Raw genomic sequence first — 22536 nt, forward strand, 5'->3', positions numbered from 1 at the left:
TAGCAGAGCAGCGTTTCTCCCGGTACTTGGAGATCGCTGCTCTGCTGTTGCTGTGCCGCTCGGTGTTGCTGTGCCGCTCGGTGTTGCTGTGCCGCTCGGTGTTGCTGTGCCGCTCGGTGTTGCTGTGCTGCTGTGTGTTGCTCTGCTGCTCTTTGCTGTTAGTCGTTGGCTGCTTGACCCAGCAGTTTCATCATCCCCTAAGGCTTAAGGACCCAGATGCCGTTATTTGCGAATTTTCAGCCTTTTGAGCGGGGTTTCGGACTCCAATGATGCTATTCGTTAGAAAGAGGCGTAATTATGGTGTTTTTCATACCAATAGCGACTATGGGGTCCGATAGCATAACAAATATGGATTAATATTGCGTTTAGGGTCATCCATGTCCGATAGGTGCTACAGATGTTTCGTAGGTGCAAATATTATCAAACTAAACAAAGAACAGAAGTTGTCTCAACGGCCATTTCATGGCTTATGTGACAACTCCTGTTTTTACTCATTGGTGCTTGATTCAGCAGCTTAATGATTAGTGAGATTAAGGATCTATTTTACAGATAATTTCAATTGTTTCTGTGTTGCATTGTAACTCCATACAAGCGCAGGGAACTTCTTCTTAAAGGCATTTAATTCAATGAAGGTCTCGCCGTTCTGAGAAAGCGCCTCTTTGGAGGACAATGTAAAGCCGGTCGCTTTACCTGCCCCGTTCGTTACGATGACTTTTTTGTTCTTGGCATCCCATGTGATGTCGCCTTCGATCAGTGCACCTAATACGAGCGAAGAAGCATAAGTCTTATCTCCTTGCTTTATTAGACCCACATTACCAGCAAAGGCAACCCCGTTGACGTTCAAGATATGATGATCACCGGAAACCTCAATGCTTTTCATTCCTGCAATCTGAAGAGCGGTAATCAGCTGTGCAGTTTTGCCTTTAACCTCAATATCCGGTGCAAGGCCGATGTGATTAAAGTCTTCTTTATTTGGAGTTAGGTATTTCTGCGTAGTCAGCTTCAGCATGTCTCCATTAGACATTGGAAGCAGGCTCTGAATACGTGCTTTGCCGAAAGAACGAGTGCCTACGACGGTAGCGAGCTTATTGTCACGTAATGCGCCAGTAAGCGCCTCAGAAGCGCTGGCAGTGTACTCATTCGTTAGAATAACGACGGGTACACCTATTTTGCTGCCGCTGGTAATCGTTACTGGAGTAAGTGCTCCGGTTTGATCGGAGGTATACATCATGATGCCTTTATCCATAAAATTGGAGGTAATGTTGTATGCCGAATCCATATAGCCGCCTAAGTTGTCACGCAAATCAAGCACCATCGATTTCATACCTGCTGCGCGCATCTTTTTCAGCATGGCAGCGAATTCTTCATCGGAATTCTGTGTGAAACCGCTCAGTGTGATGTAGGCTATTTTCTGTCCAACAATGGTTCCGGTAACGGAAGTTGAGCTGATTTCATTCCGGGTTACACGAAATGATTTAGACACTCCATTCCGGAGCACCTGCAGAGTGACCTTGGTGCCTGCGGCTCCGCTTAACTCGTCACCTTCAGTCTCTTCAACGGGGATTCCGTTAATTTTGACTATCGTATCGCCGCGTTTCAGACCTGCTTGTTCTGCAGGCGAACCGGGTGTTATGTCTTCGATGTAGAGTTCTGTTGCGGTATATTGCAATCTAACACCAATACCAACGTATTCCAGATCAACATCATGTTCAAATTGTGCCGCTTCCTCGGTATTGAAGTATTGGCTATAGGGATCATCCAGGGTGTTCACCATGCCGTCAATGGCTCCACGAATCAAGGTATCCTTATCTACACCGGAGAGGTTATAGTTCTCCAGAATATTCATGACTTCATTGATAAGATCACGGTTATCTGTAGATGCCTGAGCGGCATCGGCAGCAGACACCACTGGAGCAAAAGTTAGGGATAAAGCCAGACAGCTGCCTAGAAGTGCACTTATTACTTTATTGGATTTCATGGAATCATACGCCCTTTTTATATAATTTATAAGATAAGAAAGTATACACTGCACGAATTAACTTTCTGTGACGTATGGTTGTTAGGATTTCACAAGTTTATAGTAAACGCTGTAGGTGTTATCAGTAGTCCATACCCCGTTATCCGACTTGGATAAAATGAAGATCGTGCCTTGCTCAAAAGTTTCCTCTTCACTGGCATCCTTCTCTTTGCTTTCTACATAAATAGCTGCTTCTTTGGCGCTAAAATAGTAGATACTCGAAACGCTTGGAGTATAAATGACGTCATATGAAGTAAAGAAATCTTCCAGATCTTCCTTAAGGGAAGTATCATATTCTTCTCCGTATGAAGTCATGGTGGAAAGAACAGCGGCCGAATTTTGTTCATTCATAGCTTGATAATATTTGGTGATATTACCTTTGATGGCATCCGCATCATTTTGAGGAATGTTAGCTGCTGTTTTTAGAGCTTGTTCACGAGTCAGCAGTATCACGGAGCTTTGGGATTCCACAGATGATATTTTCCAGCTTCCATTCTTGCGGATAAGTGTATACATGTATTCGTCCTCTGTATCTGGCGTATAGGCCCCACCTGTCCGGCGAGAGCTTTCCAGTGTATAGACAGTAGCGTCATTGCCTGAAATATCAATGATTTCCAAACTCTCAATAGTATTTTTTATGTCAAAAATCTCAAAGGATGCATTAAGATCCGCCACCGAGTCCGCATTAGAGGATTCTGAATCCATAAGGGAATAGAAGCTAATTGCTTTTTCTTCATTGAAATATTTATTAGACAAACGGATTAATGCTGTAATCGCTGCTTCGTCCTTATCTTTGGATACTGGGGTGGTGATTTGCACGCTTCTGCTGGTTGAATTCCAGACGGCTGTGCCTCCGGTTGCCTCTGCGATAAAACGTAAAGGAATGTATGTAGTGCCAGCTGAGGAGACTGGTGCGGTGGTCAGTTTTTTCACGGTTCCGTTAACGGTTGCGCGGTTGCTGCCAATTTTCAGGCTGATCGCCAGATTTGAACTTTTACCTGTTACTGTTCCAGTCTTGGCATCCCAAAGCACCTGAAGTCCAAGCTTTTCGAAGATGACCCGGAAAGGGACAAGTACAGAATTGTTCGCTAAGTATGGGGTTCCTGCGGTAAAGGAAACCTTACTGCCGTTGATATAAACATCAATCGGTTTTGAAGCAGCAAAAGCCGGGACCGCCAGTATCAGGGCCAGAAGACTTATGCTCAAGAGGGATAATAATTTTTTCAACAGTACTCTCTCCTTTTATGTAACTCTTTGTAAAATAGCCTCATTATACCATTTGATTTCTCTCTATGTCTATCAATTGGTGTTAGTTTTGTCACACCAAAAATAGCCGGAGATATTGAAATCTCCAGCTTTTTGATCCCCTGATCTCAGACTAAGAAAGCTTCACGGACACGGTTCCAGAACGGAAACGGACGATACCTTGCAAAGCTGACTTTTTTGTCTGAAACTTGACAGCGTACTGAAATCAGGTCATCAACAGGAATGTTGTTATGATCTACGGTGAGCAGCAAACGCTGGTCTTTACATGAAAAAATGTCACAATGATGATGCTTCGGCAGTAGTAGCGGAGAGCCCATTGTCCGGAATACACGGTTGTTAATAGACGCGATTTCGGCAATCTGCAGCGCTTCTATTGAAGGGTGAACCATAGCGCCCCCAAGGCTTTTGTTATAAGCGGTGCTGCCAGAGGGAGTTGAAATACAAAGTCCATCGCCCCGGAACATTTCGAAGGTGACATCATTGATGTCGATTTGGATCATTATAGTTCCATCCACCCCTTTAAGGGTAAATTCGTTGAGGGCAATGTGAGACGAAGATCCCGATTTTTTGTGAATCTCCAGCTCTATTAATGGATATTTCACAATGCGCGGTATTTGCGGCTCAGTATCACCGGTTCCGCACATATAATCGATTAAGGTGGGCAGCTCTTCTGCTTGCCAGTCCGCATAGAAGCCGAGGTGTCCTGTGTGCACACCTACAAAGGCTAAGTTGGGAATCTGATCGATAAAGGTATGAAAAGCGTGCAGCATTGTGCCGTCTCCACCTATCGAGATGACGATTTCCGGAGACTCGGCATCCAGTTGCAAATCCCGCTCCGCCGCCAGCTTGTGAAATTGCTCGGCAAGTTTGATTGACAGCTCATCACCGCGGTCCAGAACATAATATCTCAAGATGTACAAGCTCCTTTATATAATTCCGTCATACACCGATCATAATCAATCTTGCCCCGGAACACAATATGTAATCAACTTCGGCGCATCAATCGGAGCATTGCCATAAAGACAGGAATAAGCAGTGACACTAGAAGAGCAGCGGCCAGTATAAGACTCAGTAGAGCTAGGTTGGCAGTGACACCTGAGGCTGAAGGTGTAAAGGCGGTGGAGGCTGGCAGAGAGACCCAGGCAGAAGACAATCCTGATCCCATCACAGGCTTCCATAGCAGCACCACGAGACCTGCTGCGAGTACGGCATGTATTAGTCTCGCAGTTAAGAAAGGCAGATAACGCAGCCCGGTACCGTTCAAAATACTGGCGACTTGGGCATGTACAGATAATCCGCCCCAAGAGAGAATAAAGGCAGCTGCTGCGACCTTGAATTGAAGCGGGATGGAAGAAGCGGCTTCACCAGCAGAACGGGCACCTATGGTGACCTCGAATAATCCGCTGATCAAGGCCTGAGCTAATTCGGGAGGCCCTCCAACAAGGGAGACGAGAGATCCGGCCAGGCTAAATAGTGAGGGCAGGATTCCGGCACGGGCAAGCAGCTCCATTAGCACGTTGAAGAATACAACCAGACCCCCTACGACAATAATAAGCTGTAGCGAGGATTGGATCGCTCCTTTTAACAGCTCTCCGAAGCTACGTCCATCCTTGCGCCGGGCTTCGGACATCGCAAGGAGTGCGGCATGTATTCTGCCGAATCCTTGTTTTGCTGGAGCAGAGGGGACGTCAGAACTACTTTTTGTTGGGTCTTGGGTGGGGGTCTTTTGTTCCTTACGTCCATGAAATGACATTAGGAGACCAACCATTAAGCCACTTCCGTAGTGGGCTAGTGCCAATATTAGCCCCAAAGAAGCATCGCGAAAGAACCCAACGGATACCGCCCCTAATAGAAAAATAGGATCGGAGGAGGTTGTAAATGCTACAAGGCGTTCACCTTCGATTCTGCTGATCAGCTTCTGCTCCCGCAGCTTAGCGGTTAATTTGGCTCCAACGGGATATCCTGATACATATCCCATGGCCGCGACAAAACCACCGCTGCCTGGTATACCGAAGAGGGGACGCATCAGTGGATCAAGTAAAGCGCCGAAGAGATGGACAATGCCTAAGCCTAGCATGATTTCAGAAATGACGAAGAAGGGAAACAGTGAAGGGAAGAGCACGTCCCACCAGATGGCCAGGCCACGTAAGGCTGCGGCAAGAGATGCTTCAGGATGAAGTAACATAAGCAGCATACAACCTGCCAATATGAATCCCAGCAGCGGGCCGCCAATCTTTTTAAAAGTCATAATTAACGCCTCCTGGTCTATGGTTAGATGTATGCAAAAAGAGGGACAAACAGCACAAAAAAATGGAGAAAGCGGTTACAATTATCTGTGCTTTTTCGCAGGAATTATGATATTATGTAATAAATAAATGCACCCTCTGTTACACGATTAAATGGGATGGAGTGATGGCGATGAGCGTTATAGCCGGAGTTCTCGTTTGTGCTTTTGTATATGTAATCCGGGTCTCTCTCGTCCCTCCTGGTGATGAGGAATTTAGGACCTACTAACCTTACTCTTCAGGCGCTGAACTATAGTTTAGCGCCTTTTTTCTGTAGTTTAGAGAGCACTTTCGACGGATATCCGTGTTATGCTTATCTTTGGTATAATAAAATAAGTAACGTTTCATTAATATGGAAGAAGGCTGGTAACCTCAATGAATCCAAATGAGAGTATATATGACAATCTAGGGGGGGCTGAAGCACTACATCGGTTGGTGGAAGTGTTCTATGCCAAGGTACAGCTTCATCCGCAGCTGGGACCCTTGTTCCCTGAAGATATTACTCCAGTTCTGGAGAAGCAATATCAATTCCTGACACAGTTTTTTGGCGGGGGTCCACTTTATTCGGAATTACATGGACATCCCATGATGAGAGCAAGGCATATGCATATTCCTATTACTCCAGAACGTGCTGAGGAGTGGTTACAATGTATGAAAGAGGCACTGGTGGAGACTGGAGTCGAAGAACCACTGCGTTCATTCGTGCTTAGCCGCCTTGCAGGTCCTGCACATCATTTTGTTAACATGCCCCAGGAATAACAAGGGACAGGTTGATCCTGAAAGGAATGAGAGTACTTGACAGAGTTAATACCCCTATATTCTATTAAGGTCAAGTGTTGCAACTGTGAAAATGAATTTTCAACCTCGCGGGTACGTCCTAGTCTAAAAAAGGCTATTCGACGTGATGCTGATTTCTGCGCGTATTATAAAAATGAGAATCCGGATTATTATGTTGTACGGGTCTGCCCCAATTGCGGGTTTGCCTCCACAGAAAATTCGGCTGACAAGCTGACGGAACGCCAGCGCAAGGCATTTAATGAACAGGTAGGGAAACGCTGGAAGAGCCGGGACTTTGGAGAGAAACGAGACTGGGAAACTGCGCTCGAGACCTATAAGCTGGCGCTTTTATGTGCTCAAAGTATTAACGATAAAGATCGGATTATCGCAAGTCTGCTGCATCATATTGCTTGGCTCTATCGCTATCAAGGGGAGACTGAGCAGGAGAAGCGTTTTTTACGCTATTCTTTGGACGAGTATGTTAAGGTCTATGAAATAGATGGCATTGCCGGCAATGATGCCCGGCTCATGTACCTGATCGGCGAACTTAATCGGCGGATCGGAGAATACTCAGTGGCTGTAATGTGGTTCTCCCGTCTGATCAATGATCAGAAGATCATGGATGCGGCGATGATTCGAGCGGCACGTGAGCAGTGGGTTATTTTACGGGAGCAAATGCGTGCTGAGGCTCTAGATGTTGAAGTTGATATCGAAGGCTTGTCTTCAAGTTCATAATGTTTGCGAACAACAAAAAGCGCAGAAGAGAATTAAATTCTCCTCTGCGCTTTGTAGAAAGAAAATGTTAGGATTTGCTTATCTGACAGCTCGATCGAACAAAAGGTAATCGCCGTCATTATCTATAACTGTAGGACTGGCGCTGCAGCAGGGGAAGACGAGCAGTTTTTTCTTGCCGTCACGAACGATTTGTAATTCTTTTGGCTTCATAGGCAGAAGCACATTCTCTGAGTTGCAGAATGGACAGTATTGCACATACATATCGCCTAGAATGATGTCATAAGGCCAGGTATGACTAAATGGAATCATTGTGAGTCCTTCCCAGAAGGAGTCTCTTCATTTTCTCCCTCAGTTTGTGGGGGATTTTCTTTTTTGGATAGCTCCGCTATTTTTTGTAGTAAAATATGTTGGGGCATATGCATCAAGTGTTCCAAAGGAACGCCTAGTTGCTTGGATAACGTAATGGCTGTTTCCGGTGAAATTTGTAGTGGCTTCATATGGATGCCCTCCTAAAGTTTATCGGCTATAAATGTTCAGATATCGTTATTCACTTTACCATGGTGTTAAGACAATTACAAAGAAAGTCAAATGAAAGCAAAGGAATGGTGAGTACACATGAAACAACCGTTATCACTGACTTGGGAACTTGATACTATTTTTCCGGGGGGTTCTTCGTCTGCAGAGTTAGAAGGGTTCTTGAGCAAGCTTGAAAAAGATATTTTATCCTTGCAAGGCTTTGTGAAGGATGCTGTGGCACCAACGGATGTTGCGTCTACAAAAGCATTGGATGAGGTTATAGCATTGCTTCAGAGCTGTTCAGGAAGACTTGTGGAGGTCACTTCCTTCGCAGACTGTCTAGGCGCTCAGAATCAGATGGACAAGGGTGCGGTAAGGCTGGCGGCCAAAGTGACAAGCATGCGCGCTGGATTCGAAGGGATCAGCTCGCAATTTAGCAATGTCCTTCGTCAGACTACGGACAAGGTATGGGCTGAGTGGATGGCTCGTCCAGAGATTGCTCCTTTAACGTTCGTACTGAGCGAGAGCCGTGATTTGGCCCGTGAGAAGATGAGCCCTGAGCTGGAAAGCTTAGCGTTGGAATTAGCTGTTGACGGATATCATGGATGGAGCGGGCACTATGATACGATTGTGAGCTCGATCAAGATCCCATTTGAGGATGAAGAAGGAACAAAGCTGCTATCTGCTGGTCAAGCTTTTAATAAGTTGGATGATCCAGATCCAAAAGTGCGTCAAACGATGTTCCATAAATGGGAAGAGGCTTGGACTGAAGCGGCAGATAATTGCGCGGATACCTTAAATCACTTAGCAGGCTTCCGCCTGAAGCTCTATAAGGGCAGAGGCTGGGACGATGTTCTGAAAGATCCGCTCAGCATCAATCGTATGACACAGGACACCTTAAATACAATGTGGGACGTGATTACGAATAGCAAACCTGTACTTGTGTCCTACCTTCAGCGTAAAGCCAAGCTGCTGGGGCTGGATTCTCTCTCATGGGTCGATGTCGAAGCTCCTGTAGGCAAATCCTCCGGCAAGATCCCTTATGATCAAGCTGCGAAGGATATCGTCACACAGTTCCGTAAATTTAGTCCTAAGATGGCTGAGTTTGCAGAGCGTGCCTTTGATAATAACTGGATCGAGGTTGAGGATCGTAATGGCAAACGCCCTGGTGGATTCTGTACTTCCTTCCCTGAGAGTAAAGAATCACGGATATTCATGACTTACAGCGGCACACCTTCCAATGTTTCAACATTGGCCCATGAGCTGGGACATGCTTATCATTCCTACCTGCTTGATGATCAACCTGTATTTAATCAGAATTATGCAATGAACGTTGCAGAGACCGCTTCAACCTTTGCAGAAGTGATTGTATCTGATGCTCAGGTTAAAGCTGCGGGCAATGCAGAGGAGAAGCTGGCTCTGCTTGAAACGAAGATACAGAACAGTGTGGCATTCTTTATGAACATTCACGCTCGATTCTTGTTCGAGACTCGCTTTTATGAGAAACGTAAGGAAGGTCTTGTAAATGCTGAGGAACTGTCCGCTCTGATGGTGGAAGCACAGAAAGAAGCTTTCTGTGGTGTGCTTTCTGAATACCATCCTCACTTCTGGGCGTCGAAGCTGCATTTCTATATCACAGATGTACCTTTCTATAATTTCCCGTACACCGTTGGTTATATGTTCAGTACAGGCTTATATCGTCTGGCATTACAAGAGGGAGCTTCCTTTGCAGACAAATACGATAGCTTGTTGCAGGATACCGGCGTGATGACATTGGAGGATTTGGTGCTCAAACATTTGGGTGTGGATCTGACAAAACCGGATTTCTGGCAAGGAGCTACAGATCTGATTGTGGCTGATATCAACGAGTTCTTGGAGATGACAGAGCATTTAGCATGAAATGTCTAAAATAAGACAAATTTCAGTGCGCAAAAAATAACGGAATTTCAGTGTGAACACGCAAAGACCCCGGTTAAGGGGTCTTTTTTTAATGCTTAAATGTCGAAAACCCCCGGTTTATAAAAATTAATATACGAATGATCCATGAATTTTGCGCATTACTAGGGATAATAACCCAATTTTGTAGAATAATGTTGTTTGACGTATTTAAGGGGTCTATAATGAGCCTTGAGCCTTATAAAAGGCTTGCATGGAAGACAAATGAGCTCAGCTCAAAAAGCTTAAGTAAGCGCTTACTAAGCCGATTTGTACGAAGTAAACTCGAAGTAGCTAAGCTCACAAAACGATATAAATCGAACCAGAAACTTGGGAAAAGGGGAAGGAGTGGCGGAGGGGAATTTTGGAACTGTAAGAGCGAGAGCGACTGCCTTTGTCTCCGAATTTCACCCGCTATACGCGTAAGAATTCAAGAAATTTGGAGACAACAGCGGCTGGAAGTCCAAACATTCCCCGCAGTGGCGACGGACTCTTAGCCCAAATATTTAGGGTTCGATTTATAAGACGAAGAAAACTCGAAGAAGCTAAGCTCACAAAACTTTTAGGAGGAAAGATATGCTTAAGACAGAACAGCTATCATTAGCAAGACAGATGGATTTGGTGTTTAGGGAACTGCAAGAGGAATTATCAGGACTATCTTCCGGTACCGTATTTGTGCAAATACGAAATAATACCATTGGCAAATTCGGCATACGTCATCACCCTTTAGCCGGTCGGGGGGGTGGATTCACAGAAGTGAAGGAAGGAATAACGGAGAGCCAGCAGTCTTCTTTTCGTTTAATGGCACTGGAGAGTCTGAAATACAAACGCCGTTGGACTCATGGTGAGATCAGCTATGAATTCGCTATAAGACAGGGCAAGCTAATCGTAGATGCTACGCTGGAGTCTAATTATAATATGGCGAATCTGATGATTCGATCTCCCCGTAATGCTTACGCCGAGAGTGCTGATCAATTTTTAAGTTAAACGTTTTACATAAAAATTGTTTGCAGCTGGGACTATAGGCTATAAATTAGAAAAACCCCCCACAGCTTCTAGAAGAAGTGTGAGAGGTTTGAAAGCTAGTCGGCAATAGGCTTTTTAAGACCTCTGCCGGATAAAACACTTAAGATAACGATGTTACTGACGACCGGACAGTTGTTGTTCTGCCAGTTGTACTAGACGTTTAGTGATGTAACCTCCCAAAGAACCAGTTTCGCGGGAAGTGTAGTTCCCGTAATAACCGTCAGCTGGGATCGTTACTCCAAGCTCTTGTGCTGCTTCATATTTCAATTGTTGCAACGCTGCATTTGCTTGAGGAACTACAAGGTTATTGGAACGGCTGCTACGACCTTGACCTGCTTGACCCATGTGTGTCACCTCCTTCGCCCGTTGTGAAGATAGTATGAGCGCTAAGAGGCTAATTCATGCATGCTATCGAAAGGTTTTAAGGATGGTAATTATTAGTCGATTAAAAGTAAGGGTAGAAAGCCCAAATAACTAAGCTCGCACAAAAAAATCGGCCTTCTCTTACGTAAACGCAAGGGAAGACCGATATAATGTATATCTGCTTTAATTCTCGGGATAGATCATTTCCAGCATAGTGGACAGCTCAAGACTTTGACCTGGTTCTACCTTCAGCAAGCCCGTGAAGGAAGGGTCATCGGAAACGTTAGGAGCATCCGGGAGCCAGGTGTAAGGTTCGATGCACAGAAATTGATCGGCCGGCCCTTTGGTATACAGGACCCAGTGACGGAAATGATTCTCGTCAGCTGTATAACGAAGACCATAACCATCATCGCGTAATAGCAAGGCTTCTACGGGCTGCTTGTCACCAATACGTAGAGCAGTATCAAAATTAGTTCCCTGGAGGTTGATTCCAGAGTTTAGTGAATCTAGATCACCAAGTGGAATTAGATTGCCGCTAGGGAGCAATTCATCGTTTAGTTCATAAATGCTGTTTACGGGCAGCTTGAGATTCCAGCGTTCAGGTTCTCCATCGATCATAAACCAGGTGTGATAGCCGATCCCAAAGGGAATACGATGATCGCCGAGATTTGTAACCTTTAAAGTCTGGCTGAGCCGGGCATCCTGAAGCCTGAATGTCATTTCGAATTTGAGTGGAATGGGAAATTGCTCCATCCAGTGCGGATCATCTTCAGTAAGGAATTCAGTAGTGACTGCACAACCGTCCTCGTCTTCTTCAATATCGCTGACACACCAGGATTGAGTCCGGTGTAGACCATGGATATGATTGTCACCAGCGGTATTCTGGCCAAATTGATAACTTGTACCCTCGAATTGAAATTTTCCTTTACGAATTCTTCCGGGTGGAATTAAGAGCGGGATGCCAAAATGGTAAGGTTTTTGCATAAAGAAAGCTTGATCGCTTTCATCAGGCCGCCGCAGAATTTCCCGTTGTTCTTTTACATCAAACAATGAAATCACGTTGTTTCCTAGTCGCGGCAAAAGCGTGACTTCCAGTTCGCGGCTGTGCAAAATATAAGTATCATAACCGCCCCACTGCCCTTTGGTCACCTGTTTCATGAGATATGCTCCTTTATCGTAACTGTAATCGAATAGAACATGGATAACCTTATCATAACAGATTTATGCGGAAGTGGTTAAGTGATTTGACAACTTCTCTTTATGGTTCTATGATGAAGGCATTAAATTATGATGAGAATGTGATGACGGGGACAAGTAGACAGGAAATGCACCTTCAGAAAGCCGGTGGTTGATGCGAACCGGTAGGACACTCCTGATGAATGGACCCCTGAGCGCCGCGCTTGAACGGGAGCAAGATGCCCTAGTAGACCGGCCGGATCTTCCCCGTTAACGGAAGACTAAGGCTGTTTCCCTTTGACTATACAAAGGTTAAGCAGCGAATAAGGGTGGCACCACGGTCTCACGTCCCTTGCGGATGAGGCTTTTTTTGCGTTCTCGGAAATCGGAAATTACATCTAACGGAGGTCTATATTATGTTGAAAAAAGTAATGTCAGGCATACAACCGAGCGGTTCTCTAACTTTGGGTAACTATATCGGAGCGCTGAAAAATTTTGTGAAGCTGCAAGACGATCATCAATGTTTCTTTATGGTTGTCGATATGCATGCGATCACCGTTGCTCAAGATCCTGCGGCACTGCGTGAGCAGTCTGAAGCTGTAGCTGCACTCTTTATCGCGGCAGGAATTGATCCTGTGCGTTCGAATGTATATATGCAGTCTCATGTGCCTCAGCATGCGGAATTGGGCTGGATCATGACTACGCTGACGGCAATGGGCGAGCTTGAGCGTATGACACAGTTCAAAGATAAATCATCAGGTAAGGATTCAGTTGGCGCGGGCCTATTCGTATATCCTTCTTTAATGGCAGCAGATATTCTTGTTTATAATGCGGATCTTGTGCCAGTAGGTGAAGATCAGAAGCAGCACTTGGAGTTGACCCGTGATTTAGCTGGCCGATTCAATAACCGTTTTGGCGAATTCTTTACGATTCCTGAACCGTATATCCCTGAAGTGGGCGCACGCATTATGTCTCTGGATGATGGCACTAAAAAAATGAGCAAGAGCAGCCCGAATGCAGGCAGCTATATTGCCCTGTTGGATTCACCGGATGTGATCCGTAAAAAAATCAGCCGCGCAACGACTGATTCTGGACGTGAAGTGATCTTTGATCCGGCTAACAAGCCAGAGATTAGTAACTTGATGAGTATTTACTCGGAATGTTCTGGAATGTCCCTTCAGCAAATTGCCGATCGTTATGAGGGACAAATGTATGGTGGCTTTAAGAAGGATCTTGGGGAAGTGGTTGTATCCACACTTGAGCCTTTGCAACAAAGATATCATGAAATTCGCAGTTCAGGTGCGATCACTGATATTCTTGCCGAAGGTGCTGAACGCGCACGTATTGTTGCAGCTGAGACGTTGAATGGCGTAAAAGAGCGGATGGGCTTTCTGCCAGCTCGTTAATTTTAGTCAGAGCTTAAGCTTTCCTGTTTGCGTCTAATTCTGGCTTTGAGGATAAATCCCCAGCCAATATTCATTACGCAAAGAAAACCAAGCAGAAGTGCCAGCCAGAAGCTATAGCTGATCGCGATTGAAGCGGCAGTGAGAATAAGAATAGAAGAACAAGCGAACCAAAGTGAGAGTCCTTTACCCATTAAGAGCCTTCCTTTCCGTGTCTGCTAAAATGAATCCCGGAGTATTATAAAATACTCCGGGATTTTTTGTGATTATAGAATAGATCTCTCAGTAAGTCTACAGTTTCATCGTAAAGAACCAGGGTCGATGGAAAATCGTTTGTCGAGCTTATCACTGCTAAGCCAGCCTACATAAGTATTTAAAGGTTTATATTGGTTATCCATAACTAATACAGCCACAAAAGGGTATTGTTTGCGGTGTAAATAACGAACGTCTCCCCAGCGCACCATATATCCTGAAGGAAGCTCCTCCACTTCGGCAACCGCATAAGAGGTGAAATATAGAAAGGACTGAATATCTGGATGCGACTTGGATATTTCCACAGCGGGATGATTCGAGCAGACCGCATGTTTGAACCATTCCAGGCGGTTGTTCAGTAGCTGTCCAACGTCATAGCTGCCGTCTTTTTTCACTTTAACTACGTTCCAGCGTTTAAGTGAAATTGTAGGGATTACAATATAACGTTCACCAGCATTATGGTGTATATCTTTAAGCTTGATGTTTCGTGTAAGGCGGGCATGAACAACCGTTCTCCAAATATAATAAAGAATGGTACAGGCATAAAGCGTAATAAATAAAGGTTTGGGCGGCACAATCCCAGTGATCCAGAGTAGAATAGCTGCGATATGGCTGCCAAAAATAAATGGATCGAAAATGTGGATGATATTCCAGGCAATCCATTTCTCAGTAAATGGACGGGCGGCCTGGGTTCCATAGGTGTTAAACAGATCAGAGAAGACGTGCACGCCTACGCCTATGAAACCCCAGAGTGCAACATGGCTTAAAGCTGCCAAATCAGTAAATCCAAACAGAGGCCCTAAGACTAGGGCAATCAGAGCGGGCCACAAAATTAGAAAAGGCAAGGAGTGTGTGATTCCCCGGTGATTACGAATATATATTGCATTGTCCTTTAGTCTTAATGCGGTATCGGCATCAGGAGCTTGTGAGCCTAAAATCGTAGCCAGCATAACGGCCCCGGCCAGTTTAGGGTCAGAAGCAACGACAGGATCTACGAATGAAAGTCCGGCTAACCCTATGCCCATAACTAAATGTGTAGCGGTGTCCATTGGTCAGTTCTCCTTTGTTGTTCGGAAGTACATTATTAATAATTACCCAAATACAGCTTAGGTTATTAACGGGCTGGAAATAAATATTGTCACGTAATTGTCAAATTCATGAACATACTGTGCCATGACTGTCAAAGTCTCCTCGGGTTTGATATGATAAAGTTAACAGCGAAGTCTATTTAGTGCTTCGGCTAGAACGTTAGAAGTTCGTTTAGAAGGAGGATCATTTGGTGTGGATAATCATATAACATTTCAAGCTTCTTCCGATTCTGCAGCTATGTCTGCAAAATCTCCACCGGAAGGTGCAAGTTGGCGTGATTTCATTACCGTAACAAAACCCGGTATTATCCGATCTAACCTCATCGCTGCCTTTGCAGGATATTGGCTGGCTTCAGGTTGGGATGTTCAATACGGCAGATTAGTTCTGACTCTGCTCGGTACAATGCTGGTTATGGCTTCGGCCTGTGTTTTTAATAACTATTTCGACCGTGACCTGGACATGAAGATGGAAAGAACGCGCGATCGGGGGCTTCCTACAGGACGACTGAAACCCAAAACCGTATTGCTGTATGCTATTGGGCTAGGGATTGCGGGCTTGATTGTACTATTTGCTTTTTCCGGAGTTTTAGCCGGTCTGTTCGGGATTGTAGGGATGTTCGTTTACGTTGTAGTATACACCCTTTGGTTGAAACGGACATCAACATGGAGCACTTCAGTAGGTGCGATCTCTGGAGCTATGCCACCGGTAATTGGCTACGTTGCAGTTACGGGAACAGTTGATCTAGGGGCTTGGCTGATGTTTGCGATGTTGTTTCTGTGGCAACCTCCCCATTTCTGGGCACTCGGGATTAGACGTAAAGAAGAATATAGAGCCGCTGGATTTCCGCTGCTGCCTGTAGTCAAAGGAACACGTCGTACGAAGTTTCAAATGATTCCTTATGTAGCACTGTTGCTGCCTATTCCAGTGTTAATGTACGCCTACGATTATGCAGGCATTTTTTATCTGGTAATTTCAACAGCGCTGTCCCTGGCTTGGTTAATCATAACCTTGATGGGCTTTGCAGCAAAAGATGACGAAGTCTGGGCGAAGAAGAACTTCCTCTTCTCCATTAACTACCTAACGGTAAGTTTGATCGTACTTGTATTGAATACGATTCACGGTTAAGAAGAGGGAGGGTATTATTGTCCGTGCAGACCTTTAAGCGTTATAAATGGACCTGGATTCTACTATTGCTTGCTTTGGTAATGGCTGGTTATCTGGCAGTTAATTCTTTGAATTTAGGAAAAGAAAAACTGCCGGTAATCGGAGAAGTGCAGGACTTTTCACTTGAAAATGTGGATGGAGACCAGATTACTCTGGCTGATACACAAGGTAAAGCGCGGCTGGTATACTTTTTTTTCACACAATGTCCGGATGTATGTCCTATAACTACGTTTCTGTTATCTCAGACGCAGAAAATTCTGGTCGACGATGGCAGCTTTGGAAAAGATACGGCGTTCGTCTCCATTTCTTTTGATCCAGAGAATGATACGCGTGAAGCCATTAAAAGCTTTGCGGACCGTTTCCAGGCAGATTATAAGGGTTGGTACTTCTTACGGGGGGATCAGGAAGTCATTCGTAAGCTGGCAACTGATTCTTTTAAAGTACTAATTGCAGGGAATAGTAAAGAAAATTTCGTACATGCCAATCGCATAGCATTGGTTGATCGAGACAATCGTCTCCGTGCATTGTATGACGCAGGGGATACGGATAACATAACGCCTGAATTTCTTGCCGATAGGCTGAATGAATTGGCTCGTGAATAGAACCTAACCGCATAACAGAAACGCCTTTTTCGAATCCCATTTATTGAAGGATAACGAAAAAGGCGTTTTTAATTTCTTAGGCAATATATCGCGAATCAAAAAGGAATGGATTCAGGGTAAATGATGAACTCTTCCAGACCCGCTTTTTCAAGCTGATTAATATTGTATTCATCTGGAGTGCCTTCCACTCCGGCATAACCCCGGCGTGTATAGATGTGACCAGCATCGGGAAAGGCATCGCGGAGAATCCCGCGTATTTTTTTGCCTGAACTGTCGTTATCCATATAAAGATATACTTCTCCATCTCCTACTTTTTGTCGCAGGGACTCGAGTTTGAGCGTATTTAATGTACCAAAGGTACAGAGGATTTCGACTTCCGGTACCAGCACGCGTCGTAATCTGCTGCGATCGTTTTTGCCTTCGACAATAATCGTAATGGACATTTGCTGACAATCACCTCCGGAAATGAAGTCTGAACTTACAGACTCATTATAGTTTACCGAAGGAGGAGCAGTTTTAACAACTGTTTCTACAGGAAAATCTTCATTCCCCGGGAAATGTCGTAAAACAATAAATCATGCGGCCCGCCCATTCCATTTGGAAGAGTAGGTAGACAGCTTGGTTGAATTTTTTGGCGGAAGCAGTAATAGTGCAACCATCAGCAATAGAAAGGCAATGAAATAAGGTGAAACAACGGCTCTTAATTGTCCTGCGGCCACAGGGCCTGCGAATGCGCCTAGTGACATGGCTATCGACTGCATGGAGAAGGTGCGTCCCATACGTCCTGGTCCACCTAGACTAATAAAGAGCGATGCCATTGCAGGAAATAATATTCCTTTGGCTGCACCCAGCATAAAGAGAATAACGGAAGCGGGAATGCTGTGAAGTGAGGCGAGCGCAAAAAAACAAAGGGCCATACCTAGCAAGGCCACGGCTATTCTTCCTCCTGGGGAAAAGCGGTTCAGGAAGAACAAACTGAGTGTTACCAAAGCCCCTAAGCTAAGGAGCGATAAAAGAATGCCTGTGGAAACAATGCTATTACTTCCGGTCTGAGATAGAGGAAGTTCAAAAAACAGAACCCCTTGTGAACAAGAAACGAAAAAAGGCAGCAGATAATAACGTTTGGAAACTGGATTGGCATCGGATATAGGGACCGAAGGAAGATCCTGTTTTTTTAAAGGAGGTGCTGCAGAGTTTACAGGGCGTACTAAACGCCGGGCAGGTGCCGGTACACTGAAAAAAGCCATGATGCCTGTAGCGATAAGCAGCCATCCCAATGTGGTGAAGGTGCCGGAATAGCCAGCTTTAGCTACGATAAAGGCCCCCGCTGCCGGGGATACCACTGAAGCTAAGGTATGAACGATACCATGTCCGGACATATATTTCCCCTGCTCAGTAGCATCAGATGATAATGAAGCCAGCAAGGTCATGCACGCTGGAGAGAGGAAGGCGAGCGCGAACCCGCTTGCTGCTCGTAGCATCAGCAAATGCCACGGAAGCTGAGCATGAGCCTGCAGCAGTAGAATGGCTCCCGCAGTAACAAGGCTAAAGACGATGTAGCGGCGGCTGCCATTACGATCGACGAGTACGCCTGCGAGCAAATTGCCAGGAAGATGGGTTAACGAATACATACCCATCATCCAGCCAATAAAGGCGGGTCCCGCACCAAGAGAGATGGCAAAGGGCGTTAGAATAGGATACTGTGCATGTAAATCAAAAAACGCCAGAAAAAGAAACAGGTACAGCCACAGCGCAGTTTTCACAGGGAAACACCTCCGAGAGCCACCTACAATAAAGATTAATGCAGGAAGGCGGATTTTAAGAAGATCAAATTTAAGCAACTACTTGTACTTTACGTGGGACAGAGAGGGCTTATACCGCTTTTTTAATTCCTATAAGCAGGTATACCTTTCTCTGGCTGTGGAACCATGAATTATGATGGGCATTCATGTATAATAATTAATATTGGCGTCATGTCTATAGAGGAGATAATCCTTAGGACGAAACTAGGTGATAGGGGTGTTGTGAGGTTGATGGATCCAGAGGTGTGGTCACAGTTTATTAGAGAGAATTGGTTAGTTATTGTTATTGCGCTCATCCTGTTGTTCGCGGTTGTTAATTTGGTCAAAACGATGTTGAAATGGGCGATTGTCATTATTATCGTTGTAGGTCTATTCATCTATAGTGGTGTGACAATGGACCAAATTGGTAACGCTGTGAATAAGGTGGCAGATGGAACGGTAAGTACGGTGAAGAAGGAAGCACAAGAGGTTATGCTTAAAGAGGCGCAGGATGCGAAGTACACTTCAAATGGTGACGGAACATTTACGATCACAACTCCGAATATTGAAGTGAAAGGTACTACTGGCGAAGATAAGGTAGAGGTTACTTTCCGCGGAGTTAGTCTTGGGAAGTGGAGTATTACTGATACCACACAAACATTTATCGAGGAAGCTCGGAAACATCAATAAACGGCCTCAGTTTAAATCATTATCAAAAACAAGCAAGCGGGCGACTGAAAGGGGAGATTGGATATGATAAACGGTTGGTTGACTAGTCTGAGTGATGCAAATATCATCTCCATCGCCCTCCTGCTGGTAGTAGTCTTTTCACTATTGCAAGGCTGGAGCAGAGGGTTCTCAAGTGCTACCGGAAGATTATTCGGTCTGCTGGGAACAGGACTGTATACAATAGCTTCTTTGGTGCTGGCCATTCCTGCTGCGGCTTATCTCAATCCTCATGTACAGACTTGGGCAGCAGGAATAAGTCTGCCTGATAAACAGCTGACCCAGTGGCAGCAAATTTATTATACGGCTGTGTCTGTGCTGGCGGAATCGCCGCTGGTGCGGTTTCTATTGTTGTTATTGCTCTCTTATATCTTAATTCGCATGCTTCTGGGATTGTTGTCTATGCTGCTCCCATTCCATCAGCTACGGCGCACCAAGACATTTAAGGACAGAAAGATTACGCAAGTAAGCCGTATGGGCGGAGCTATCATAGGATTAATTATAGGCTTGACTCGTGGTTTAATTATTGTGCTTGCTCTCTTCATTTGTGTTGGCCTAAATCCAGAAAGTCAATTTAGCCGTTATGTGGAATCTTCTCCGATCTACAGTCAAAGCGCTGCCGCTGTATTTGAGCCCTTTGTTGGGGAGACAGTGCAGAAAAAGCTGCCTATTCTGACGAAGACCGTTGCAGCTGAGATGAATGATATCCTGCGCAGAAAATATGAAGTTATTGATCATGACATTCCACAAGATATTGTGGGTGCGGCTGAAGATATTATTGGACAAGCGCAAGGAGACGAGAAGAAAGCCAGACTACTGTATGATTGGGTAGGAACACGAGTAACTTATGATTACGCCAAAGCGGAAAATTATGAAAAAAATAGAATTTGGCATGAACAGACCCCGCAGGATACCTTCGACACACGCATAGGGGTATGTATTGATTATGCACGTCTTTACGCTGTAATGGCCCGCTCCCAAGGATTGCAGGTGCGCGTTGTAACGGGTCAAGGCTATGATGGTCGAGGCGGGTATGGCGCACATGCCTGGAATGAAGTTTATATAAGTGACCGGCAAGCTTGGATTCCATTGGATCCCACTTGGGCGAGCAGTGGGGATTGGTTTAATCCGAAGGATTTTGACGATACGCATATTAGGGAGAACGCACTCTGAGTGAGGGCGCCGCACTCCTTCCGTGTGGTACAATAAACTCATACCAACCGCTCTAACACAAATGCGAGTGCAATGCTCACAATCAGCTTCTTAGAAATCACCTTCATTATAAGAGCAATGTCGCTGGCTAAGGCAATTCAGACATTATTTTTATATAGAAGGGAAGAAAGCTGGTGAGCTTTGGGAAGCAGCTCCCGCCTGCGGACGGGAAATCTTCGAAACATTCTGTAGGTCTGAGATTGAATCTGTTTTTCTTTGGCACTTTTTTTATTTTTTGTATCATTATTGTGCGTCTTGCAGGTTTGCAGTTTACTGAGGGAGCTTTGCTGACAGAAGAAGAGATCAAACGGGATACGAAGTTTGTTCCGCTGGCAGCCATGCGAGGGATTATTTTTGCTGCCGGGGGTGAGCAGATAGCCTATTCTACACCTGTTGAGTCGCTCTATCTTACCCTAAATAAGGAATATACAGCTAAAACCACCGATAAAGTAACGGGTGAAACCTCACTAACGGAAAAAGCGAAAAATAAGTCTAATGACCTTGCAGCAAGATTAGTAGCGGAGTTTGAGAAATATGGAAGTGCAGATGCCCCTAAGTTAACGCAGCAGGACGTGCTGGATTTACTTGATCTGGACTTTAAAAAGTATCTGGGTTATGTACCGCGTCGTATAAAAGCAGGGCTAACTTCAGAAGAAATAGCTTATTTCATGGAACATAAGGATGAATATCCAGGTATTACCATTGTGGAAGAAAGTGTACGCCACTACGATAAAGATACGGTAGCTGTGCAGACGGTGGGTTTTGGTAAACCTTTTAAATCAACCGAAGACATAGCGATGTACAAAAATATTCGTAGTGCAATGAAAGACAATTCTTCACCGGGACTTATGTATAAAACGGAAGAATATGTAGGATTTGATGGTCTGGAAATGCAGTATCAACGCGAACTGCGCGGAGAAAATGGTTATCAGGTCATTTCGGTCACTCCTCAAAATATGGCGGAGAAGGTAGAACAGACCGTTCCCCCTGTAAAAGGCAATAACATTTGGATGACCATTAATAAGAATGTTCAGATGAAGACTGAACAGGCCATATTGGATCAGATTAAATGGCTGCATACCAATGCTGTTCAAGGCGAAACTCATCCTGATGCTTTAACAGGTTATGCAGTAGCAATGGAAGTAGAGACTGGGAATATTGTCGCTATGGCGAGTATGCCTGATTACGATTCGAATGTATGGACAAAGGACTCGCTGCCTACATCTGTCTGGAATAAAATTATGAATAATCATCTGAATGGTACAATTACCTCGAATTCTTCCGGGAGATCGGGTCATGATTTTAGCTCACTTGTATTCTTGGGATCGACCATTAAACCGTTAAGTGTATTAATTGGTTTAAATGAAGGATTTTTTAACACCTCGAGCACCTATCCCGATGTGGGGATTACCTATTTCGGTAAGGATGATAAATCATCGGTTAGAAATTCATCAGGTCACGTCTATGGAAAATTGTATCCGGCTGATGCTATCAAGCAATCCTCTAACGTATTTATGGTAGATATGGTCGGAAAGCAACTATACAAGAAATACCTGGGGGATAAAGGTGTAGAGGTCTGGGACGAATATATGAAAAAGTTCGGACTGGGTGTGTCAACACAAAGTGGTCTTCCCGGTGAATCACCAGGTCAGATTAACTATACAGATTTCAAGGCTGCAGGGAGCTCACAGGCCGCGCTCATCTACGCATCTTTTGGCCAGCAAGGCAGTTATACTACATTACAGCTTGCCCAGTATGCTACTACACTTGCAAATGAAGGTGTGCGAATTAAACCGCAGCTTGTAAGTAAGATTACTGATGCGCAAGGTAAGGTGGTTAAGGAATTTAAAAAAGAAGTGCTTAATAGCGTAACCTTTGATAAATCGTTCTGGAGAGAAATCAAACAGGGAATGAGCAGTAAAGTTAGTGCTTTTGACGATTTTCCTTATGATTTTGCCCGTAAGACAGGAACCTCTGAAAAAACGGATAGAAAAAATATAAACCGTGATAACGGGGTCTTTATTGCCTTTGCTCCACGTGAGAATCCAAAGCTGGCTGTAGCGGTTGTGATTCCGGAAGGCGGCTTTGGCTCCAATAGTGCAGCTCCGGTTGCCCGTAAGATTTTTGATGCTTATGATTGGGAATATGGGCTGGATGGGGTTCCGAAGAAGAATATTCCACCTGTGGCAGATCCCGTTCAAGAACAATAAG

The 22536-nt window shown here is 44.8% G+C and carries 23 protein-coding genes and 1 other annotated feature; of the genes, 11 read left to right on the top strand and 12 right to left on the bottom strand.

The annotated features are described in order from the left end of the window. Nucleotides 1-52: 52 nt before the first annotated feature. Nucleotides 53-208, top strand: coding sequence for a hypothetical protein (locus MHH63_RS02120; protein WP_339281403.1), 156 nt, complete (start codon nt 53-55; stop codon nt 206-208). Between the two features lie 330 nt (nt 209-538). Here the strand turns inward: MHH63_RS02120 and MHH63_RS02125 are convergent, their stop codons facing one another. The 4 genes from MHH63_RS02125 to ylbJ form a co-directional block, all read right to left on the bottom strand. Next, the gene (locus MHH63_RS02125; RefSeq protein WP_076128004.1) at nt 539-1978 is read right to left on the bottom strand and encodes a S41 family peptidase; all 1440 of its coding nucleotides are present in this window, start codon (nt 1976-1978) and stop codon (nt 539-541) included. A gap of 81 nt (nt 1979-2059) precedes the next feature. After that, a complete protein-coding gene (locus MHH63_RS02130; RefSeq protein WP_076193388.1) occupies nt 2060-3244 on the bottom strand; it encodes a copper amine oxidase N-terminal domain-containing protein in 1185 nt (394 codons plus the stop codon). A gap of 146 nt (nt 3245-3390) precedes the next feature. Continuing rightward, entirely contained in the window at nt 3391-4194 is an 804-nt protein-coding gene (locus MHH63_RS02135; protein WP_076193385.1) for an NAD kinase, read from the bottom strand. A gap of 74 nt (nt 4195-4268) precedes the next feature. Continuing rightward, nucleotides 4269-5531 carry a sporulation integral membrane protein YlbJ gene (gene ylbJ / locus MHH63_RS02140; protein ID WP_076193383.1) on the bottom strand — a complete coding sequence of 421 codons (1263 nt, stop codon included), beginning with the start codon at nt 5529-5531 and terminating at the stop codon, nt 4269-4271. 412 nt (nt 5532-5943) lie between these two features. Here ylbJ and MHH63_RS02145 point away from each other — a divergent pair, with 412 nt between their 5' ends. After that, nucleotides 5944-6327 (top strand): globin domain-containing protein, encoded by a 384-nt coding sequence (locus MHH63_RS02145; RefSeq protein WP_076134176.1) that lies wholly within the window; start codon nt 5944-5946, stop codon nt 6325-6327. Between the two features lie 36 nt (nt 6328-6363). Continuing rightward, nucleotides 6364-7080, top strand: coding sequence for a DUF2225 domain-containing protein (locus tag MHH63_RS02150; RefSeq protein WP_036685310.1), 717 nt, complete (start codon nt 6364-6366; stop codon nt 7078-7080). 78 nt (nt 7081-7158) lie between these two features. On the opposite strand, the gene MHH63_RS02155 is transcribed toward MHH63_RS02150, so the two are convergent. Both MHH63_RS02155 and MHH63_RS02160 read right to left on the bottom strand, forming a co-directional pair. Next, nucleotides 7159-7389, bottom strand: coding sequence for a hypothetical protein (locus MHH63_RS02155; RefSeq protein WP_036685307.1), 231 nt, complete (start codon nt 7387-7389; stop codon nt 7159-7161). Then, the gene (locus MHH63_RS02160; RefSeq protein ID WP_036685305.1) at nt 7386-7577 is read right to left on the bottom strand and encodes a YycC family protein; all 192 of its coding nucleotides are present in this window, start codon (nt 7575-7577) and stop codon (nt 7386-7388) included. The genes MHH63_RS02155 and MHH63_RS02160 overlap by 4 nt, the downstream gene beginning before the upstream one ends. 118 nt (nt 7578-7695) lie before the next feature. On the opposite strand from MHH63_RS02160, the gene MHH63_RS02165 reads away from it, so the two are divergent. Next, on the top strand, nt 7696-9495 hold the full coding sequence (locus MHH63_RS02165) for a M3 family oligoendopeptidase (protein ID WP_076184769.1): 1800 nt from the start codon (nt 7696-7698) through the stop codon (nt 9493-9495). Nucleotides 9496-10107: 612 nt separating this feature from the next. Then, nucleotides 10108-10518: a hypothetical protein gene (locus MHH63_RS02170; RefSeq protein ID WP_036685297.1), complete on the top strand. Its 411-nt coding sequence runs from the start codon at nt 10108-10110 to the stop codon at nt 10516-10518. A gap of 153 nt (nt 10519-10671) precedes the next feature. On the opposite strand, the gene MHH63_RS02175 is transcribed toward MHH63_RS02170, so the two are convergent. Further along, complete coding sequence (locus MHH63_RS02175) at nt 10672-10902, bottom strand: alpha/beta-type small acid-soluble spore protein (RefSeq protein WP_036685295.1); 231 nt, start codon at nt 10900-10902, stop codon at nt 10672-10674. Nucleotides 10903-11103: 201 nt separating this feature from the next. Then, a complete protein-coding gene (locus MHH63_RS02180; RefSeq protein WP_341171171.1) occupies nt 11104-12078 on the bottom strand; it encodes an aldose 1-epimerase in 975 nt (324 codons plus the stop codon). Between the two features lie 134 nt (nt 12079-12212). Then, nucleotides 12213-12452 (top strand) — a binding site (T-box leader). Between the two features lie 63 nt (nt 12453-12515). On the opposite strand from MHH63_RS02180, the gene trpS reads away from it, so the two are divergent. Then, a complete protein-coding gene (gene trpS, locus MHH63_RS02185; protein WP_036685592.1) occupies nt 12516-13502 on the top strand; it encodes a tryptophan--tRNA ligase in 987 nt (328 codons plus the stop codon). A gap of 2 nt (nt 13503-13504) precedes the next feature. Here trpS and MHH63_RS02190 read toward each other — a convergent pair whose 3' ends face one another. Together MHH63_RS02190 and MHH63_RS02195 are read right to left on the bottom strand one after the other, a co-directional pair. Then, a complete protein-coding gene (locus tag MHH63_RS02190) occupies nt 13505-13693 on the bottom strand; it encodes a hypothetical protein (protein ID WP_036685291.1) in 189 nt (62 codons plus the stop codon). A gap of 105 nt (nt 13694-13798) precedes the next feature. After that, complete coding sequence (locus MHH63_RS02195; protein ID WP_076218717.1) at nt 13799-14800, bottom strand: metal-dependent hydrolase; 1002 nt, start codon at nt 14798-14800, stop codon at nt 13799-13801. A gap of 232 nt (nt 14801-15032) precedes the next feature. Here MHH63_RS02195 and cyoE point away from each other — a divergent pair, with 232 nt between their 5' ends. Continuing rightward, on the top strand, nt 15033-15965 hold the full coding sequence (gene cyoE, locus MHH63_RS02200) for a heme o synthase (protein ID WP_036685285.1): 933 nt from the start codon (nt 15033-15035) through the stop codon (nt 15963-15965). A gap of 23 nt (nt 15966-15988) precedes the next feature. After that, nucleotides 15989-16606: an SCO family protein gene (locus MHH63_RS02205; protein ID WP_036685589.1), complete on the top strand. Its 618-nt coding sequence runs from the start codon at nt 15989-15991 to the stop codon at nt 16604-16606. Nucleotides 16607-16701: 95 nt separating this feature from the next. Here the strand turns inward: MHH63_RS02205 and MHH63_RS02210 are convergent, their stop codons facing one another. Continuing rightward, nucleotides 16702-17049 carry a DNA primase gene (locus MHH63_RS02210; RefSeq protein WP_341171172.1) on the bottom strand — a complete coding sequence of 116 codons (348 nt, stop codon included), beginning with the start codon at nt 17047-17049 and terminating at the stop codon, nt 16702-16704. Nucleotides 17050-17181: 132 nt separating this feature from the next. Continuing rightward, nucleotides 17182-18369: an MFS transporter gene (locus MHH63_RS02215; protein WP_076127992.1), complete on the bottom strand. Its 1188-nt coding sequence runs from the start codon at nt 18367-18369 to the stop codon at nt 17182-17184. Between the two features lie 270 nt (nt 18370-18639). On the opposite strand from MHH63_RS02215, the gene MHH63_RS02220 reads away from it, so the two are divergent. The 3 genes from MHH63_RS02220 (at nt 18640) to MHH63_RS02230 (ending at nt 22535) form a co-directional block, all read left to right on the top strand. Further along, nucleotides 18640-19077, top strand: a complete 438-nt coding sequence (locus MHH63_RS02220) for a hypothetical protein (protein ID WP_076127990.1) — start codon at nt 18640-18642, stop codon at nt 19075-19077. A gap of 63 nt (nt 19078-19140) precedes the next feature. Next, nucleotides 19141-20286 (top strand): transglutaminase domain-containing protein, encoded by a 1146-nt coding sequence (locus MHH63_RS02225; RefSeq protein WP_076281937.1) that lies wholly within the window; start codon nt 19141-19143, stop codon nt 20284-20286. Between the two features lie 173 nt (nt 20287-20459). Further along, nucleotides 20460-22535, top strand: coding sequence for a peptidoglycan D,D-transpeptidase FtsI family protein (locus tag MHH63_RS02230; RefSeq protein ID WP_341087694.1), 2076 nt, complete (start codon nt 20460-20462; stop codon nt 22533-22535). Nucleotide 22536 lies beyond the last annotated feature (1 nt).

Source organism: Paenibacillus sp. FSL H3-0310 (assembly GCF_038002785.1).
GTDB lineage: Bacteria > Bacillota > Bacilli > Paenibacillales > Paenibacillaceae > Paenibacillus_AQ > Paenibacillus_AQ odorifer.

Excerpts from the sequence above, each read along its gene's own strand:
- MHH63_RS02225 (WP_076281937.1), top strand. The coding sequence starts at position 19,141 with ATGATAAACGGTTGGTTGACTAGTCTGAGTGATGCAAATATCATCTCC.
- MHH63_RS02160 (WP_036685305.1), bottom strand. The coding sequence starts at position 7,577 with ATGAAGCCACTACAAATTTCACCGGAAACAGCCATTACGTTATCCAAG.
- MHH63_RS02165 (WP_076184769.1), top strand. The coding sequence starts at position 7,696 with ATGAAACAACCGTTATCACTGACTTGGGAACTTGATACTATTTTTCCG.
- MHH63_RS02210 (WP_341171172.1), bottom strand. The coding sequence starts at position 17,049 with ATGTCCATTACGATTATTGTCGAAGGCAAAAACGATCGCAGCAGATTA.
- MHH63_RS02220 (WP_076127990.1), top strand. The coding sequence starts at position 18,640 with ATGGATCCAGAGGTGTGGTCACAGTTTATTAGAGAGAATTGGTTAGTT.
- MHH63_RS02180 (WP_341171171.1), bottom strand. The coding sequence starts at position 12,078 with ATGAAACAGGTGACCAAAGGGCAGTGGGGCGGTTATGATACTTATATT.
- MHH63_RS02195 (WP_076218717.1), bottom strand. The coding sequence starts at position 14,800 with ATGGACACCGCTACACATTTAGTTATGGGCATAGGGTTAGCCGGACTT.
- MHH63_RS02170 (WP_036685297.1), top strand. The coding sequence starts at position 10,108 with ATGCTTAAGACAGAACAGCTATCATTAGCAAGACAGATGGATTTGGTG.
- MHH63_RS02155 (WP_036685307.1), bottom strand. The coding sequence starts at position 7,389 with ATGATTCCATTTAGTCATACCTGGCCTTATGACATCATTCTAGGCGAT.
- MHH63_RS02190 (WP_036685291.1), bottom strand. The coding sequence starts at position 13,693 with ATGGGTAAAGGACTCTCACTTTGGTTCGCTTGTTCTTCTATTCTTATT.
- MHH63_RS02175 (WP_036685295.1), bottom strand. The coding sequence starts at position 10,902 with ATGGGTCAAGCAGGTCAAGGTCGTAGCAGCCGTTCCAATAACCTTGTA.
- MHH63_RS02145 (WP_076134176.1), top strand. The coding sequence starts at position 5,944 with ATGAATCCAAATGAGAGTATATATGACAATCTAGGGGGGGCTGAAGCA.
- MHH63_RS02125 (WP_076128004.1), bottom strand. The coding sequence starts at position 1,978 with ATGAAATCCAATAAAGTAATAAGTGCACTTCTAGGCAGCTGTCTGGCT.
- ylbJ (WP_076193383.1), bottom strand. The coding sequence starts at position 5,531 with ATGACTTTTAAAAAGATTGGCGGCCCGCTGCTGGGATTCATATTGGCA.